16 protein-coding genes are annotated in these 16,247 nt (G+C 72.4%); 5 read left to right on the top strand and 11 right to left on the bottom strand.

The genetic code is table 11. The annotated features are described in order from the left end of the window. Positions 1 to 29 precede the first annotated feature (29 nt). Positions 30 to 1,991: a hypothetical protein gene (locus IPI43_04310; protein ID MBK7773349.1), complete on the bottom strand. Its 1,962-nt coding sequence runs from the start codon at positions 1,989 to 1,991 to the stop codon at positions 30 to 32. Between the two features lie 85 nt (positions 1,992 to 2,076). Here IPI43_04310 and IPI43_04305 point away from each other — a divergent pair, with 85 nt between their 5' ends. From IPI43_04305 to amrA, 4 genes are read left to right on the top strand one after another with little or no spacing between them, the layout of a single operon-like run. Then, a complete protein-coding gene (locus IPI43_04305; protein MBK7773348.1) occupies positions 2,077 to 2,556 on the top strand; it encodes a hypothetical protein in 480 nt (159 codons plus the stop codon). Then, entirely contained in the window at positions 2,549 to 3,673 is a 1,125-nt protein-coding gene (gene amrS / locus IPI43_04300; GenBank protein ID MBK7773347.1) for an AmmeMemoRadiSam system radical SAM enzyme, read from the top strand. Before IPI43_04305 ends, amrS begins: the two co-directional genes overlap by 8 nt. After that, complete coding sequence (locus tag IPI43_04295) at positions 3,670 to 4,488, top strand: hypothetical protein (GenBank protein MBK7773346.1); 819 nt, start codon at positions 3,670 to 3,672, stop codon at positions 4,486 to 4,488. The genes amrS and IPI43_04295 overlap by 4 nt, the downstream gene beginning before the upstream one ends. Beyond that, positions 4,485 to 5,027: an AmmeMemoRadiSam system protein A gene (gene amrA / locus IPI43_04290; GenBank protein ID MBK7773345.1), complete on the top strand. Its 543-nt coding sequence runs from the start codon at positions 4,485 to 4,487 to the stop codon at positions 5,025 to 5,027. Before IPI43_04295 ends, amrA begins: the two co-directional genes overlap by 4 nt. A gap of 10 nt (positions 5,028 to 5,037) precedes the next feature. Here amrA and IPI43_04285 read toward each other — a convergent pair whose 3' ends face one another. From IPI43_04285 to IPI43_04240, 10 genes are all read right to left on the bottom strand, one after another. Further along, the gene (locus IPI43_04285; protein MBK7773344.1) at positions 5,038 to 5,409 is read right to left on the bottom strand and encodes a hypothetical protein; all 372 of its coding nucleotides are present in this window, start codon (positions 5,407 to 5,409) and stop codon (positions 5,038 to 5,040) included. Positions 5,410 to 5,794: 385 nt separating this feature from the next. Then, a complete protein-coding gene (locus IPI43_04280) occupies positions 5,795 to 6,520 on the bottom strand; it encodes an SDR family oxidoreductase (protein ID MBK7773343.1) in 726 nt (241 codons plus the stop codon). Next, on the bottom strand, positions 6,517 to 8,166 hold the full coding sequence (locus IPI43_04275) for a GH3 auxin-responsive promoter family protein (GenBank protein MBK7773342.1): 1,650 nt from the start codon (positions 8,164 to 8,166) through the stop codon (positions 6,517 to 6,519). Before IPI43_04275 ends, IPI43_04280 begins: the two co-directional genes overlap by 4 nt. Next, the gene (locus IPI43_04270) at positions 8,163 to 9,134 is read right to left on the bottom strand and encodes a ketoacyl-ACP synthase III (GenBank protein ID MBK7773341.1); all 972 of its coding nucleotides are present in this window, start codon (positions 9,132 to 9,134) and stop codon (positions 8,163 to 8,165) included. Before IPI43_04270 ends, IPI43_04275 begins: the two co-directional genes overlap by 4 nt. A gap of 23 nt (positions 9,135 to 9,157) precedes the next feature. Further along, on the bottom strand, positions 9,158 to 9,418 hold the full coding sequence (locus IPI43_04265; protein MBK7773340.1) for a hypothetical protein: 261 nt from the start codon (positions 9,416 to 9,418) through the stop codon (positions 9,158 to 9,160). Next, a complete protein-coding gene (locus tag IPI43_04260; protein MBK7773339.1) occupies positions 9,415 to 10,737 on the bottom strand; it encodes an acyl--CoA ligase in 1,323 nt (440 codons plus the stop codon). Before IPI43_04260 ends, IPI43_04265 begins: the two co-directional genes overlap by 4 nt. Then, positions 10,734 to 11,756, bottom strand: a complete 1,023-nt coding sequence (locus IPI43_04255) for a hypothetical protein (protein MBK7773338.1) — start codon at positions 11,754 to 11,756, stop codon at positions 10,734 to 10,736. The genes IPI43_04260 and IPI43_04255 overlap by 4 nt, the downstream gene beginning before the upstream one ends. After that, positions 11,750 to 13,396, bottom strand: a complete 1,647-nt coding sequence (locus tag IPI43_04250) for an AMP-binding protein (GenBank protein ID MBK7773337.1) — start codon at positions 13,394 to 13,396, stop codon at positions 11,750 to 11,752. Before IPI43_04250 ends, IPI43_04255 begins: the two co-directional genes overlap by 7 nt. Before the next feature lie 15 nt (positions 13,397 to 13,411). After that, the gene (locus IPI43_04245) at positions 13,412 to 14,812 is read right to left on the bottom strand and encodes a hypothetical protein (protein ID MBK7773336.1); all 1,401 of its coding nucleotides are present in this window, start codon (positions 14,810 to 14,812) and stop codon (positions 13,412 to 13,414) included. Beyond that, positions 14,802 to 15,044 carry an acyl carrier protein gene (locus tag IPI43_04240; GenBank protein MBK7773335.1) on the bottom strand — a complete coding sequence of 81 codons (243 nt, stop codon included), beginning with the start codon at positions 15,042 to 15,044 and terminating at the stop codon, positions 14,802 to 14,804. The genes IPI43_04245 and IPI43_04240 overlap by 11 nt, the downstream gene beginning before the upstream one ends. 63 nt (positions 15,045 to 15,107) lie before the next feature. Between IPI43_04240 and IPI43_04235 the strand changes: the two genes are divergently transcribed. Then, complete coding sequence (locus tag IPI43_04235) at positions 15,108 to 16,247, top strand: MFS transporter (GenBank protein MBK7773334.1); 1,140 nt, start codon at positions 15,108 to 15,110, stop codon at positions 16,245 to 16,247.

Here is a 16,247-nt window from a genome sequence, read left to right as displayed (position 1 = left end):
ACCCTGGAAGGGCGACCTCAGCTCAGGGGTCAGCTGCCGCACACCGGGTCTTGGCAGATGGACTGGCCGGATTCGGCCACGCAGCGCTGGAGCGCCGGGCAGTCGGAGTCGGCCACACACGAGAGGTGGCAGTTGCCCGAGGCCGCACAGACCAGCGTGGTGCTAGGGCGGCGGTACTGGGTGCGGAGGCTGTCCAGGTCTTCGCCCACCAGGGCGCACGCGTTGGGGTTCACGCGGCAGCCGGTGCCCACATCGGCGCGAGCCAGGTCCGCGGGCGGAGCGACCAAGCACTCCATGGTCATCTCGGCGTCCACGGTGAGGCCGCCGCCTGCGCTGAACACGATGGCCTGATGGCTCGGGGGGCAGCGCGTGGGCAGCAGGGTGGTGTAGTCGTCGTAGAACCAGCCCTCGCCGCTGGGGCCCGTCTGCGCGCTGCGGTCGGCGGCGCTCGGTACCCGCTGCTGCACGCGGCACACCTGGCGGGCGGAGGGTCCCGTGCCTTCCACGCGCACCGGCAGCGGGTCGCGGCCGCGGGATGCTTGCGACGCACACGTCACGCCGGGCGGCAGCGTCTCCAGCACCTCGCACTGCACCTCGCCGGATGCCCGCTGCTCGAGCTCGTCGTCGATGCAGCCCGGGGGCAGCGCGTTCTCGATGGCCAGCAGGATCTCGTCCACGGCCGGCGAGAAATCCGCTTGGAAGTCGCCGTTCTCGGGGTCGCGGGCTTCGCAGATGGACGCGACCACGCCGTGTGCGCCCAGGCGGTCGAGGCCCTCGGCCACTTCCACGAGGCGACGCGGCGGGAAGGCCACGTTGTTCAGTGCTGCGTTGGTGGGGTCGTCGGGGTTGGGCCGCACGCAGCCGGGCACCAGGTTGTCGGCTTCGGCGTTGGAGAGCTCCTGCATGGAGGCGCTGGCCAGGATGGCCGCGTAGTCGGTGACGGTTCGCGTCTGGTCGTCCACCGTCTCGGTGGTGGTGTTCGCGGCGATGACGTCGGGCGCGACGCCAGCGATGACGGCGAACACCAGCAGGTCGTAGAAGTCGGGCCGCACGGCGAGGAGTCCCGTGACGTAGCGCTTGGCGACGTCATATTGGACGTCACGGTAGGCGGCGCACTGTCGATTGGGCGCGATACTGCCGAGGGCGCTCGTGGGCACTGGATAGCGCGCAGTGGAGGCGTCCAAGTCGTACAGGTCGATGTCGCGGCTGGAGCAGTCGTCCTCGTCGGTCACCATGATGATGGCCAGCATGGACGTGTCGCGCAGGAACCCGCCGTTGACACCGCCGCCCCCGTGCCCCTGCGTGGTGCGCACCAGCGTGCTTCCGCGCGCCTGCTCGAAGACCACGTCGGAGCCGGCGGGGGTCAACGCCTTCAGCACGGCCTCGAGCTGCTGCTCGAAGGCACAGCCGTTGGGCCCCGTCGCGGCCAGGCAGCCCACGTCGGCCGCGAAGAGCGCCGGGTTGTCGGTGTCTCCGTTGAACTCGAGGAACGGGGGGTAGCTGAGCTCGCACGAGGGGTCGCTGCCGCGCGGCACCGTCAAGAGGACTCCGTCGTCGCCGAGCAGCACGTCGCAGTGGGCCGCTGCGTTGATCGGCACGCCTCCGATGCCCATGTCGCTGGTGATGACCCCCACGTGGATGCTGGCGAGCGGCGTGAAGTCCTGGGCGCCGTCACCATCGCGGTCGCCATCCGCGAGCACCTCCACGATGAGCGGGATCTCCTCGAGCAGGGCCACCTGCTCCTCGCGCATGGAGACCGAGTTGTCGACCATGAACAGGACGTCGATGGAGTCCACCTCCTCGAGCCGCACCGCCACGCTGCGCCCCGAGAGGGTGCACGGAATGGGGTCGGGCCCGATGTCCGCGCCATCCATGGCATCCACGGCCATGTCGCCCACGGTCATGTCGCCATCGAGCGAGCCACCGTCCGACGGGTGGACACGCTCGCCGCAGCTGCAGCCGGGAGCCAGCCCCAACACGAGAAGCAACACGCCCCAACGCACACCCAGTGTCCTCCGTCCTTGCATTGGTTCACCCTATCGGAGTGAGCTTCCATACACAAGCTCGAGGTGCCGCGTGAACGCAGAGCTCGGATACGCGCTGGGCTGGGGGACCGTGCTGCTGCTGGTGGTCGCCGCGGTGGTCAACGCCGCGCGCCACGATGCACGGCAGCGCGCTGCACGGCACTCGGCCGTGGTGCTGGCCGCGGCTCGTCGCGACGCGGCGCTGGGCATGCTGGAGGAGCTGGTCGACGCCGAGGTGCGGGAAGCGTGGCAGGTGATCGCGGCGGTGGTGGAGGAGGGAGCGCTCACGAGCGGGGACGATGTCCGCGAGCTGTCCGCAGCCCTGGCACGTGGGGGTGGCCGCCAGCTGGCGCAGGAGGTGGCCATCGAGATCTCGGACGAGTCGCCCGAGCGCGTGTCGCTCTACCACATGAAGTTCGGGTCCCAGCCGGCAGCGTGCCCGCGCGACGCGCTGGTGCTGGCGCTGGGGCAGCTGGCCCGCGTGCTGGACGCGCTCGAGGCGCGTGCGTGCGCGACGAAGACCCATGGTTAGGTTTGCCGCCGTGACCCCACGCCCGCTCATCGCTCCGCACACCGTCGTCGGCGAGCACACGCACGTGCTGGCCGACGGGCGCGTGCGCTGCGACGTGTGCCCGCGCGCCTGCACCATGCGGGAGGGGCAGGCCGGTTTCTGCTTCGTGCGCGAGGCCCGCGGCGGTGAGGTGGTCATGACCAGCTACGGGCGCGCCTCGGGGTTCTGCGTGGACCCCATCGAGAAGAAGCCGCTCAACCACTTCTACCCGGGGTCCAGCGTGCTCTCGTTCGGCACGGCGGGCTGCAACCTGGGCTGCCGCTTCTGCCAGAACTGGGACATCTCGAAGGCGCGTGAGTTCGACCGGCTGACCGACGCCGCCATGCCCGAGGACATCGCGGCGGCCGCCGCCCGCGCGGGCTGCAAGAGCGTGGCCTTCACCTACAACGACCCGGTGATCTGGGGGGAGTACGCCACCGACACGGCGCACGCAGCGCACGAGCGCGGGCTCAGCACGGTGGCCGTGACCGCCGGCTACATCACAGAACGGGCGCGCGAGCGCTTCTTCGCGCCCATGGATGCCGCCAACGTGGACCTCAAGGCCTTCACGGAGCGCTTCTACGACAAGCTGTGCTTCGCGCACCTGGGCCCCGTGCTGGACACGCTGGCCTGGCTGAAGCGCGAGACCGACGTGTGGCTGGAGGTGACCACGCTGCTGATCCCGGGCGAGAACGACAGCGAGGCCGAGGTGGACGCCCTGGTGGGTTGGTTCGTGGAGCACCTGGGGCCCGAGACGCCGCTGCACTTCTCGGGCTTCCACCCGGACTTCAAGCTGGACGCGCACCCGCCCACGCCGCGGGCCACGCTGCTGCGGGCGCGGCAGCAGGCGCTGCGGGCGGGGCTACGGCACGTGTACACGGGCAACGTGCACGACGTGGCGGGGCAGAGCACCTACTGCGCGTCGTGCGAGGCCGTGGTCATCGAGCGCGACTGGTACACGCTGGGGGCGTATCGGCTCACGCCCGAAGGTGAGTGCATGGCGTGTGGGGCGGCGCTGGCGGGGCGCTTTGCGGAGGCACCCGGCAGCTGGGGAGCGAAACGCATGCGTCTGCCCATCGCCCCGGGAGCGCCCGCATGAGCGTCGTCGTCGCCGCGTTGATGTGCCACGCGCCCATCGTCGTGCCCGCCATCGGGGCGGAGCGAGCGGTGGAGTGCGCCGCCACCACGCGGGCCATGCGTGACGTGGCCGCCGAGGTGGTGCGGCACGCGCCCGAGGTGCTGGTGCTGATCACGCCGCACGCGCCGCGCCGGCCACGTGCCTGGGGGGTGTGCGCCGACGCCCACGTGCAGGGCGACTTCGGGCGCTTTGGTCACGCCGCGGTGGGCGTGGCGCTGCCGGGCGCAGCGGACGTGGCGCAGTCCCTCGCCGCAGCAGGGGCGGGCCAGGGTGTCGCGGTCGAAGGCATCGCGGGGCACGCGCTCGACCACGGCGCGGTGGTGCCGCTCTGGTTCTTGGCGGAGGCGGGCTATGCCGGGCGCACGCTGGTGGTGGCGCTGCCCTACCCAGGGGCCGGCAGCGAGGCGCGCTTCGGCCGGTTGCTGCGGGACGTGGCAGAGGCCCGCGGCGAGCGCTGGGCGGTGGTGGCCTCGGGCGACATGAGCCACCGCCTGCGGCCGGACGCGCCGGCGGGCTTCCACCCGCGCGCGATCGAGTTCGACAGCGGGTTCGTGGCGGCGCTGCGCTCGCGCGACTACGCGCGCGCCGTGGCCCCCGACCCCGCGCTTCAAGAGCTGGCGGGCGAGGACGTGGTGCAGTCCACCTGCGTGGCTGCCGCAGCCGTGGGCTTCGAGGCGCGCGGCGCCCGGGTGCTGGCCTACGAGGGCCCCTTCGGCGTGGGTTACTGCGAGGCCGTGCTGTACTCGAATTCGGCCGAGAGCGAGGCCCGTTCATGACGAGAGCGACCGCGACCCCCGACGAGCAGGCCCTCCTGAACGTGGCTCGTGACGCCATCGCGGCACGCCTCGAGGGCCGGACGTTCGTGCCACCTCACCTGCCCGCGAGCTTCGGCGACACAGCACGCGCGGTGTTCGTCACGCTACGCCAGCCGGGCGGCGAGCTGCGCGGCTGCGTCGGGAGGCTCGAGCCCTCACGCACGTCGCTGGCGCACGAGATCGCCGAGTCGGCCATCTCGGCGGCGCTCGAGGACCCGCGCTTCCTGCCCGTCTCGCGCGGGGAGCTGGACGGCCTGACCATGGAGATCAGCCTGCTCGAGCCCCCCGAGCCTGCGCGCGGGCTGCAGGACCTGGACCCGAAGCACTACGGTGTGGTGGTGCACAGCGGGCAGCTGCGGGGCGTGCTGCTCCCGGACATCGAGGGCGTGGACAGCGCCGAGCAGCAGGTGAACATCGCGCGCATGAAGGCGCGCATCTCGCCCGCAGCGGAGTACCAGCTCGAGCGCTTCCGCGTGCGCAAAGTGCCTGCGGGCAGGTAGCGGTGGTGCGCTAGCCGAAGGTCTCGCCGGGCGCGATGACCTGCCCGTTGGGCACGTACGCGTTGGGCGCGACGCTGGCGCCGGCGCCGATCTGCACGCGCGCGCCCACCACCGCGCGCAGGCCCACCACCGCGCCCTCCCCCACGTCGCTGAACGGCCCGATGGCGGCCCCCGACTGGACCATCGCTTTCTTCCGCAGCCGGACCCCCGGGGCGATGCGACCGTCGGCCCCCACCTCGGCGCCCGACTCGATGATCACGGGCGCTAGTGTGAGGACACCGTCCACGATGTAGTGACCCGACACCATCACGCCGGAGCCCAGCATGGCCCCCGCCTCGAGGGTGAACTGGTTGGGGTCCAGCACCACCACGTCGGACGACATGTTCGCAAGGAACGACACCCGCCCACCGGCGGCGCGCAGGGCGAGGGTGCGACCCAGCGCCGATTGCCGCACCAAGGTGGAGATGGGCGGGATGTCGATGACGCGCCGCACGATGAGCCCGAGGGACCAGAGATAGAAGTCCCGGCCCTTCAAGAGCGTGTACCGGCCCGGCCGCGGCTTGGGGATGACGAAGCTCAGGGCGCAGGCGCCAGCACCGTACGTGAGCACGAAGACGACCACGGCGGCCACGAAGCCGAGCGGCGCGCTCTCCGTAGCGATGCTCGCGAGCGCGTACGCACGATAGGCGGCGAACGACGCGGGGGTGGCGACCCCCACCAAGGCCAGCGCCCAGACCAGATCCATGGCAATCAGCGCGAAGAGCATGTCACCAGCCTTGGTTGAGGTGGAGGCCACCCGAGACGACCAGGGTGCTGCCCGTGATGTAGGCCGCCTCGTCGGAGCACAAGAAGCGAACTGGCCCGGCCACGTCGGCCGGCTGACCGATGCGGCGCAGGCTGGTGGCGGCGGCGAACTTCCGACGACTCTCGTCGGTCATGCGGAGCGCCGTCCGCTCCGTCTCGATGACGCCCAGCGCCACCACGTTGCTGGTGATGCCGAACCGACCGTAGTCGGTGGCCAACCCGCGCGTGAGTCCCTCGATGGCCGCCTTCACCGCCGCATAGGGCGCGCTGCCGCCGCCCGCGAAGGTGGCCGCCAGCGAGCCGATGAACACGAAGCGACCGGAGCGCTGCCGCATCATGCCGGGGGCGAGCAGCCGGGCCAGCTCGGCACCCGCGCGAAAGTCCACCTCGTAGAGCGCTTCCGCGTCGGCGGGCGCGAAGTCGTGGTGGCGGGCGTAAGCGAAGGCATGCCCGGCGGTGTGCACGAGTGCGGTGCAAGCGGGCCCCTCCGCGAGGCGCTCACGGAGCGCGCCTTCGCACAGGTCGCCCGCCACGTGCTCGGCCCCCAGCTCGGCCGCCAGCTCGGCGAGGACGTCGGCGCGGCGCCCCGTGAGGACGAGTTCGTGTCCGTCGGCGGCGAGCGCGCGCGCCACGGCGCGCCCGATGTGCGAGGTGGCGCCCGTGACCAGCGCGCGACGACGGCCGCTCACGCCGCCCCCTCGCCGCGCGGCGCACCCGGCAGCTCGGCCGCGGTGAGCACGAAGCGCACGGGCTTGGACTGGTGACCCACCGCGGCGCGGCGGGCCGCCTCCCAAGCATCGAATTCCGCCCGGCCGAGCAGCGTGACTTCGACCGGAGCGAGGATGGCTGCTTCCCGGTCGGCTTCGTAGCCCAGGTTCGCGTGGCCCAACGCAGCATCGAATCGGGCGGCGATGGCCTCGGCGGACATGCCCCCGTCGCTGGCCACGACTAGGCGGTAGCGCGGCGGAAAACCGTCACAAGGGCCGAACACCCAGCGCGCGAGGGGCACGCCGCTGGCCGCCACCGCCGCAACCGCGGTGGCGACGTGGTCTTCGGTGGTCATGTCGTGCGCGAGCGAGAGCACCGCGCCCAGCTTGCGCACGAACATGATCTCGGGCGTGCGGTGGAAGAAGCCCGTGACTCGCACGCGGTCCCCGAGGCGATAGCGGAAGAGGCCGCAGCCCGACGAGAGCACGATGCCGTACTCGGCGCCGACCACCGTCTCATGAGGCAGGAGCGTGTCGCCCGTGGGCTCGCCGCGCTCGTCCAACACCTCGAACTCGTAGACGCCGCTCTCGATGGACAGCGCGCCCGAGGGGTCATGGTCGCGCAGCGGGATGTTGATCCAGCCCTCCGTGGCCGAGTAGACCGCGCTGCGCAGCGGGCCCGGGCCATAGAGCTCGTCGAAGAGGTGCAGGTGAGTGGCCGCCCCGGCGTGTGCCCAGCAGGAGAGCAGCGCGAGGTTGGGCCACGCCACCCGCGGGGTCAGGCCACCGGCGCGCGAGCAGGCCTGTGTGAGCGCACGCGCGCGGCGAGGGTCACGCGTGGCGAACGGCTGCAGCATGTCGCGCTCGGCCCGCGAGAGCGCACCCGTGGGGATGGTGAGCGTGCCGTCGTGCAGGTCTCGCAGCAGCAGGTCGGCGTGGTCGCGCATGGCAGTGCCCAACGCGGCCAGCGGCGCCGTGGTGATGGCGACCGCGAACGACACGTCATGGCGCAGCGCGAGCCGGGCGGTGGCGTGGACCTGCGCGAGGGGATCGCGCACGGCGAAGACCTGCCAGGGCACCGCGCCCACGCTGGCCAGCAGCTTCGGAAGGGCGCGGTAGTTGTAGCCGGAGATGGTTCCGGCCACCGCGCCTCCCGGTGTGTGCTCCACCTCGGGGGGCCCCACCATGTACAGCACCTTCGCCGAGAAGGCGCGCGGGTGGTCGCGCACCACCCCGTAGAGGTAGTGCTGCATCGGAGTCTGGAAGGCGCGGCGGTACGCGTCGTCGATGGGGATGTACTTGGAGCGCCCGGTGGTGCCCGAGGTCAGCGCGAAGAACGACGGCCGCCCGGGGATCAGCTGGTCGGGCTGGCCCCGCAACGCCGCGTCGATCTCGGGGGCGATCTCGTCGTAGGACGTGAGCGGCACGCGGCGCCGCAGGTCGTCGATGCTGCGCACCTGCCCGGGCGTGGCCCCCAGACGGCGCGCGAGCGCGGTGTGGCCCGAGCGCTCGACGAGCCAGCGCAGCGCGGTCTCTTGCGCGGCCGCCGGGTCGTGGCACGCGTGCTCGTAGCGCGCGAAGGCGCGGGCGCGGCGAAACTGCATGGCCCGCTGGATGAGCGCCTTCATGACGCCACCTCGAGCAGCGCGGCGCCCGCCGTGTAGCCTGCGCCCGCGGTCAGCAGCAGCACGCGCATGCCCGGCTTCACGCGGCCTGCGCGAACGGCCCGATCGAGCGCGATGCCCACCGAGGCGCCGCCTACGTTGCCAACCCGATCCACCTCGATGGCAAACCGCTCGAGAGGCACACGCAGCAGACGCGCCACACGCTCGAGGATGCGCACGTTGGGCTGGTGCGGCACGATCAGGTCCACGTCGCTGGGGACTAGCCCGAGCGGGCCCAGGGTGGCCTTGGCGATGTCCATGAATCCCTCCACAGCCTGATAGAAGACGTGTGGCCCGTCCTCGAGCATGAGTGCGTGTTGCCCGGCGGCCACCGTCTCGGCGCTGGTGGGCACCCGCGAACCGCCCGCGGGCACGCGGATGGCGGAGTGATGACGTCCGTCGGCACCCAGGCACGTGACCAACAGCCGCAGCCGCACCGGGGTATCCACGGTTGGCGCGTCGGCGCCCGCCACCAGCGCCGCGGCGGCGCCATCGCCGAACAACACGCGCACGCCGTCCGTGGCGTGATGGAGCGTGCGCACGCGGCACTCACCAGCACCCACCAGCACCATGCGGTCCCCGGTGGCCACCGCGCGAGCCGCGAGGTCCAGCGCGTAGACGTAGCCAGCGCAGGCCGCGCCGACGTCCAGCGAGGGCACCTGCTCGAGGCCCAGGCGGTGCTGCACCAGCGGCGCCGTGGCGGGGGACGGATGATCGGGTGTCACCGTGGCCACGAGCACGCGGTCGATGTCGCTGCGATGCGCCGCGACGAGCGCGCGGCTAGCCTCCACCACCAGATCCGAGGTGGCGAGCGAGGCGTCTGCGATGTGCCGCGACACGATGCCGGTGAGCCGGATGAGCTCCTCCGGGTTCGGAAAGCCGAGGTCCACGGTGGCGCGAGGTGGGCCCGGCAGGAAGTGTCCCGTACCCACGACACAGGGGCCGGCGAAGCGCGTCAGCCGCACGGGGCCCCCAGCGCGAGCAGGCGCTCGGCGATGGCACGGCGCGTCGCAAAGTGCTCGGGGCGGACGTCGTCGCTTCCGAACACGACATCGAACTCGGCCTCCAGTAGGTCGACCAGGGTGACCACCTCGATGGAGCGGAGGTCCATGAGCGCGTCGGGCGCGTCGGGCAGCACGGTGTCGGGCTCGAGGGCCGCCGCGAGGACGGGCTCGAGGGCCGCGAGCATGGCGGAGAGGGCGGTGGGAGAGGTCATGATCGGTGAGCCGGGTGGTCGTCTGCGGTTCGCGTGAGCAGCTGTGCGGCGGCGACGCGATCGACCTTGCCGGAGAGGGTGCGTGGCAGCTGGGAGACGTGACGCAGGCGCTTGACGACGACCCCTCGCGGGAGGGAACGCGCGAGATCCCGCGGGGAGAGGCTGACGTCGCCCGCGTAGAGCACAGCCAGGATTCCGTCGGGATCGCTCGACTCGCTGGGCAAGCAACACGCGATGGCGTCCTCGGCGCCGGCTTCCTCGGTGGCACGCGCCACGGACGCGAGCGAGACCTTCTCGCCGCGCAGCTTGACCACGTCGTCGGTGCGGCCGGTGACGAACACCAGCCCATCGGCCGTCACGGAGCCGCGGTCGCCCGTGCGGAGCCAGCGGCCCGACGCGCTGGGCGTGCCTGCCTGGGCAGACTCGACCGCGCCTTCGAGGTAGCGCGTCATGGCCGAGGGGCTCGCGAAGGTGAGCTCACCCTCTCCGGCATCGTCGGGGTCGAGGACCGCGATGCTCACGCCGGGAAGCGCCCGGCCCACGCTGCCGGTCCAGAAGGCCGGGTTGCGTGAGGAGATGGAGGTGAGGCGCGGGCCGGCCTCGGTGCAGCCGTACTGATGCACCAGCTCCACGCGGGGGAAGGTCCGCAGCGCAGCCTCGGCGAGCCCGCGCGGGAGCGCGCCCCCGGCGACTCCGACCTGCCGGAGCGGCGGCAGGCTGGCGCAGCCCGGAAGCGCCGCCAAGAGCTGGGCAAGCCCGAACGGGACCGCGGCGAGCACCGTGGCCCCACCCGCCGCGAGCGCGGCGATGCGCTGCTGCGCGAAAGCCCCCGGCGCCCACTGCACGCGCGCGCCCACCATGGCGGCCGCCAGCAGCTGCCCCACGAGACCGAAGCCGTGATCGCACGGCAGCACCAAGCCCACCACGTCGTCGGGCTGGAGCGCGAGGTCGGCCGCGATGAGCGCGGCGGAGCGGGCGAGCGCGTCGCGATGGAACACGGCATGGCGCGGGGCCCCAGTGGACCCCGACGTGCGCAAGACCAGCACGTCCCCGGCGATTGCGGTGAAGCGCGCGTCGAGCACGGTGGGCGTGCTGCAGAGCGCGCTCGGAACGGGCAGTGCGTCCGCCTGGATGCAGGCCTCGATGTAGCGGAGCGCCTCGAGCGGATCGCGCGCGGGGGTGGTGACCACACGGCCGGCGATGTTCGCGGGCAGGGTGGTCTCGCGCGCGTGCCGGGCGATGGCGTCGAGCCCGAGCGCGTGTTCGCCGATGTGCAGCATGAAGCGCGGACTCAGCAGCTCGACGAGGCCGGCCGTCATGCGCGCATCCGTAGCGACGCCGCGCCGAACGAGAGACCGCCGCCTGCGGACACGAGCAGCACACGCGAGATCTCGGGCGACCGAGAAAGCGCGTGAAGCGCGACCAGCAACGTGCCGGCGCCGAGGTTGCCGTGGTTCTCGAGGACACCCAGGTAGGGCTCGTGGCCAGCGCGCGCCGCGACGCGCCGGGCACAAGACGCGCGACCCGTCTGGACCACCAGCGCGGTCGGCTGGTCCGAGGAGGAGAGCACGCCCGCGAGCAACGCATCGAGGGCGATGCCGAGCGCCGCCTCGGCGGCCTCGCTGAACGCCTCGGGGTCGCCGTCGAGGCGGAAGCGTGACTCAACGTCACGCGCCATCACGTCGGCGGACGGAGGCAAGAGGTCGGGCACCGTGGCCAGGTCCACCAAGCTGGGGGCGCCGCCGAAGACCGCGCGCGTGATGCCGACCGTGGCGTCGCCCGAGGGGCCGAGCACCAGCGCCCCCGCGCCGTCGCCCATGCTCACCGGGAGCAGACGCTCCGGCCCGAACGCGAGCGAGAACGCATCGGCACCCACGACGAGGACGGGCCCACCAGCGTCCCGGGCCAGCCGAGCCCCCTGCACCAACGCGTGGAGCCCACCGGTGCAGCCCGACCGCACGTCGAAGAACGCGCACGCGAGGCCGAGCTCGCGCGCGAGGATGGCGGACTCGGCGGCCGTCCAGCGGCTGGGCGTGGAGGTGGCCACGAGCACGGCGATGGGGCGTGGCGTGTGGCTGTCTTCGAGCGCGGCGCGCGCGGCCGTGACGGCCAGGTCCACGGCGCGCCCCTGCGTGAGGTGTGCGCGTCGCAGCACGCCGATGTCGGCGTCGAAGTGCCGCGCCAGCGCATCGCGACGCGGCGCAGGGACCTCGGGAGCGAGCCGCCCCAGCAGCTCTGCCGTGGTCTCGGCGTGGGGCGGAAACGCCACCCCGCTCCCCAGGATGCGCACGGGCACCATCCCGAGCGTGAGCGTTGGGGCCGGCAGCGACGTCAACATGCGCTCCACCGTTCACGCGCGACCCCGCGCTTGGGCTTGCCGCTCGTGGTGCGCGGAATCTCTCCGCGGCCCACGAACACCACACGGTCCACGCGCACGTCCAGACGGTCGGCGATGTGCCGCTGCAGCGCGCGCTCGAGCCCCGCCGCATCGGCGTCGCCGCTGGCCTCGACCACCAACGTGATCTGCTCGGGCCCACCCGTGGCGTCCACGGTCCCGAACGCCACCGCGCCACGCCCGAATAGTCCCTCGAGCTCCAGCGCGACGGCCTCGATCTCCTCCGGCAGCACGTTCCGGCCGCGCAGCACGATGACGTCCTTCGCCCTCCCGGCGACGTAGAGAAAGCCGTCGACGAGCACGCCGTAGTCGAACGTTCGCAGCCACTCCCCATGGAAGGCGAGCGCCGTCTGCTCCGGATCTCCGTGATACCCGGTCATGCGCGCGGCACCCCCAATCTCCACGAGGCCCACGTGCCCGTCCGGGAGCGGCTCACCGTCGCCATCCACGATGCGCAGAGACTGCTCGGACAGCACGGGTCCATGGCCCACGAGCAGCAGGGCGCGCGGGTCGTCGGGCCTGGACTCGCCCGCCGACTGGAACGGCACGAGCGGAGCACGGAAAGCCCGCGTGGGGAACGCCGTGCCGGGGGTGCCCATGGTGGCCACGCAGGTGTCTTCGGCCAGCCCGTAGGCTGGCACGAACAGGGGCTCACGCAGGCCGAGCGGCGCGAGCGTCTGGTGCACCCCGCGCAGGAGCGTGGCGGAGATGGGCTCGGCGCCCACCACGGCCGCCCGCAGCCCGGAGAGGTCCGGCGTGCGCTTGCTGCGCTGCAGCCGCTGCGCCGCCGTGGCGAAGGCATAGGGCGGCCCGACGGTGACGCTGACGCCATGCTGGTGGCAGAGGCTCAGCCAGCCCCCCGGGTCGGCCGCAAAGCTCTCCGTGGTCATGAGGATGTGCTCGGCGCCCGCAGAGAGCACCATGAGGAGCGAGATGAGCGCCATGTCGTGCGCGAGCGGCACCCACGCGCAGCCCACGTCGGTGGGCGTGATGCCGAGCCGCCCGGCGATGGCCAGCGCGTCGGCGAGCAGCGCGTCGTGCGAGAGGCGCACGCCTTTGGGGTGCGAGAGCGACCCCGACGTCATCTGCATGAGCGCCGTAGCCCGGCCGGAGGTGGGCGTGGGCTCGCGACGCGCGCCCGGGGCGAGCTCCTCGGTCGTCACGAGGTCCAGCGCGGCGCCCGTGGCCGAGCCGCGGAGGACACGCGCGAGCGCAGGAGTGGTCACCACCAAGGCATGGTCAGCCTTCGCGGCGGTCCGCGCCAGGCGCTGGGCGAAGACTTCGACGTCCCCGAAGGGAGGGAGCGGAGGAAGGATGGCCGCCACTCGCCCGAGAGACAGCGCCGCGAAGAGCAGCTCCACCACGTCCACGCCATTGCCGAGCACGAGCAAGATGCACTGGTCGCCGCGCCCACGCGCCTCGAGCGTGCTGGCCCGCGCAAGGGTGCGCTCGAGCAGCTGCACATATGTCAGTCGCTCCTCGGCACCCCGTGCCACGAAGCGGATGCCGGCGGTGCCGCCTGGGGCTGTGGCAGCACGCGACAGCAGCGCAAAGAGCGTACGGGGTTCTGGGAATGGCAGCATGCAAGCGCTCGACGGCTAGAGCGGCGTCAGCCGCACCCGGCGCGGCCCGCGCGAGGTGGGAGGCGGGGTGGGGTCAGCCGCCAACGCTTTCAAGACCGCAGCACGCGCGTCGGCCAGGGAGACCTCGTGAACGCGCCGCGTGTTGGTGACGCCAGCGTCCATGGAAGCATCACCAGCCGGTTCTCCCAGCGTGGCCGCCGCGCGCTCGCTCATGCTGATGAGCTCGTAGCCCGGCAGCCCCAAGATGGTGTCGGCGCCCAGCGCGAGGACGGCACCGCCACCCGCAGCGCGACGGACGATGAGCGCGACGAGTGGCACCTGGCCCCGGGCCTCTGCATACGCTGCGATGACCTTTGCGCCGTGAATCAGGATGCGCGCGCGCTCGGAGGCCGGCCCGGGCAGGAACCCCGGCGTGTCCGCCAGCGTGACGACCGGCAGGCCGAAGGCCGCGCAGTAGCGCACGAAGCGAGCCAGCTTCTGCGACGCGTCCGCGTCGATGGCGCCCGAGAGGCAAGCCGGCTGCGACGCCACGAGGCCCACCGGAGCCCCCTGCAGGCGCGCGAACCCCGTGCGCACGGAAGGGCCGAAGCGCTCGCCGAGCTCGAGGAAGCTGCCTTCGTCCACCAACGCATGGATCAGCGGGTGCACGTCGTACGGGCGCGATCGGTCACTCGGCAGGAGCCCGGCAGCCAGCCGCACAGCGGGCTCACGCGGTGCGTGAACGCGCGCTTCTCGGGCGGCGCCCACGCGCTGCTCCGGCACGTAGCCCAGCACGCCGCGTGCGAGGTCGATGGCGTGGCGGTCGTCACGCGCCGCGAGCTGGACGAGCCCGGACTGCTCCATGTGCAAGCGCGTGCCGCCGAGCTCGGACAGGCTGGGCTCGCGGCCGAGCGCAACGCGCACCACCCCTGGGCCCGCCACGAAAGCGAACGCGCGCTCGTCCACCGCGATGGTGAAGTCGGCGAGCGCGGCGGCATAGGCGGCTGCCCCGCTCGCGACCGCGAACACCACCGCCACCACGGGCATGCGACCCGCGACCTCCGCCAGCGTGCCGAGGAGGTCTGCCACGCCGAGCATGGCGGGCTCGCCCTCGGACAGACGAACGCCGTCGGAGTCCAACAGCAAGACGGTGGGCGTGCCGAGCTGGGCCGCACGCGTGAGCGCCTCCACCGACGCGCGACACACGCTGACCCCGAGCGTACCGCGGTCCACGCGATAGTCGGTGGCGAGCACCAGCGCCTCGCGCCCCCCGACGCGACCCGACACGGCGTAGAAGCCGTCCTTTGCGAGCGCCTCACGGTCTTCGGCCGTGAAGCCGAGCGCGCACTCCGCGCACACGCCGTCGTCGAACACGGCCCGGACACGCTCCTCGGTGCTCAGGCGCCCGAGCCGACGCGCGCGCACCTCAGGGGGCATGCTTGGCGACGAACTCCGCGAGAGCGCCCACGGTGGTGACGCCGCGGAAGTCGTCCGGCTCGGCCTTGAAGCCGAAGTCCGACTGCACGAGGAACGCCAGGTCCGTCAGCGCGAGGCTGTCGAGGCCGCAGTCCGTGCGGAGGTGAGCGTCCTCGGTGATCCGATCGGCAGGCACCTGGAAGTCGGACTCCAGGATCGATCGCAGCCGCCCCACGGCTTCGTTCGCAGTCATGGGCCGGATTTGCGGTCACGTGTCACGCATGTCAAGCACCGACCGCTCTTCGGAGCCTCGCCAATGCGCACCCTCACCAGCCTCTGCGTCCTCTCCTTCCTGGTGAACCTCGGCTACGGCATCGTGCTGCCGGTGCTGCCCACGTTGGCGCACGCCACCCCCGTGGACGTGGGCTTCATGTACTCCATCTTCTCGGCGGCGAAGCTAGTCGCGCTGCTGATCGGGGGTGCGGCGGCCGACCGCGTCGGGGCAGAGCGCGTCTTGCGGTGGGGCGTGGTGGCCTATGCGGTGTCCCTCGCTGGTCTCGGCTGGGCAGACAGCGTGAGCAGCGTGCTGGTCTTCCGGGCCGTGGAGGGGCTGGCCGTGGGCGTGGTGGTGCCAGCGGTCTCGGCCATCGTGCTCTCCACGGGCGACGCACCGGACTTCACGCGACGGCACGGCATCGTGCTGGGCGTGGGCGGCGCCGGCATGGTGGTGGGTCCGCTGGTGGGGTTCGCGGTGGGCCGCGAGAGCGTTCGCCCCGCGATGTTGGCGACCGCCGGTGTGACGCTGCTGGCCGCGTGGCTGGTGCCCAAGCTCGCGGCCCACGTGCGGGCGAGTTCGGCGGGACCGGTGTCCCTCGCACGCGAGCTGCTGGGGTACGCGCGCTCGGGGGTCTTCGTCATCCTCGTGCTGCCGCTCGCGTTCGGGAAGCTGGCGTTCGGGCTGCTCCAACCGCTGCTGCCGTTGCATGCCGAGCGCATCGCGCTCACGGATCTCGAGGTGGCTGCGCTGTTCGGCGCCACGGGCGTGCTCTTCGCCCTCATGCAGCCGGTCGCTGGCGTGGTGCGCAGGCGCTTCTCCGCCCGAGGCATGACGGCGGCGTTTGCGGCGCTCGCCGCGCTGGCCTTCGTGGCGATGGCGTTCTGGCTCGGAAAGCTGGGCTTCGTGGGCAGCTACCTCGCCTACGTGGTGTTCGGCTCGCTGCTCTTCGCGGCGAACTCCGGCCTCGTGGGGGAGACCTACCACGAGGCGCAGGACGACCACGGCAAGGTGTTCGGCGCCATGCACGCCGTGACCGACTTGGGCATGCTGGTGGGGCCGCCCGTGTTGCTGGCGCTCTACGAGCACGACGCCGCGCTCAGCTTCTTGGCGCTGACGGGCCTCGGCGTGGTCGCGACCGGCATCTTCGCCCTGGGCACGCGGAGCCGCGCACCGAGCTAG

This window comes from Sandaracinaceae bacterium, assembly GCA_016706685.1.
Classification (GTDB): Bacteria; Myxococcota_A; Polyangia; order Polyangiales; family Houyiibacteriaceae; genus JADJJE01.
This window is presented reverse-complemented; position numbering and strand designations above follow the sequence as displayed.

What these genes read in the sequence shown, in the direction of transcription:
- IPI43_04255 (MBK7773338.1), bottom strand. Translation starts at nt 11,756, where the DNA reads ATGTTGACGTCGCTGCCGGCCCCAACGCTCACGCTCGGGATGGTGCCC.
- IPI43_04275 (MBK7773342.1), bottom strand. Translation starts at nt 8,166, where the DNA reads ATGAAGGCGCTCATCCAGCGGGCCATGCAGTTTCGCCGCGCCCGCGCC.
- IPI43_04240 (MBK7773335.1), bottom strand. Translation starts at nt 15,044, where the DNA reads ATGACTGCGAACGAAGCCGTGGGGCGGCTGCGATCGATCCTGGAGTCC.
- IPI43_04250 (MBK7773337.1), bottom strand. Translation starts at nt 13,396, where the DNA reads ATGCTGCCATTCCCAGAACCCCGTACGCTCTTTGCGCTGCTGTCGCGT.
- IPI43_04260 (MBK7773339.1), bottom strand. Translation starts at nt 10,737, where the DNA reads ATGACGGCCGGCCTCGTCGAGCTGCTGAGTCCGCGCTTCATGCTGCAC.
- IPI43_04235 (MBK7773334.1), top strand. Translation starts at nt 15,108, where the DNA reads ATGCGCACCCTCACCAGCCTCTGCGTCCTCTCCTTCCTGGTGAACCTC.
- IPI43_04285 (MBK7773344.1), bottom strand. Translation starts at nt 5,409, where the DNA reads ATGTCGTCCGACGTGGTGGTGCTGGACCCCAACCAGTTCACCCTCGAG.
- IPI43_04245 (MBK7773336.1), bottom strand. Translation starts at nt 14,812, where the DNA reads ATGCCCCCTGAGGTGCGCGCGCGTCGGCTCGGGCGCCTGAGCACCGAG.
- amrS (MBK7773347.1), top strand. Translation starts at nt 2,549, where the DNA reads ATGGTTAGGTTTGCCGCCGTGACCCCACGCCCGCTCATCGCTCCGCAC.
- IPI43_04295 (MBK7773346.1), top strand. Translation starts at nt 3,670, where the DNA reads ATGAGCGTCGTCGTCGCCGCGTTGATGTGCCACGCGCCCATCGTCGTG.
- amrA (MBK7773345.1), top strand. Translation starts at nt 4,485, where the DNA reads ATGACGAGAGCGACCGCGACCCCCGACGAGCAGGCCCTCCTGAACGTG.
- IPI43_04265 (MBK7773340.1), bottom strand. Translation starts at nt 9,418, where the DNA reads ATGACCTCTCCCACCGCCCTCTCCGCCATGCTCGCGGCCCTCGAGCCC.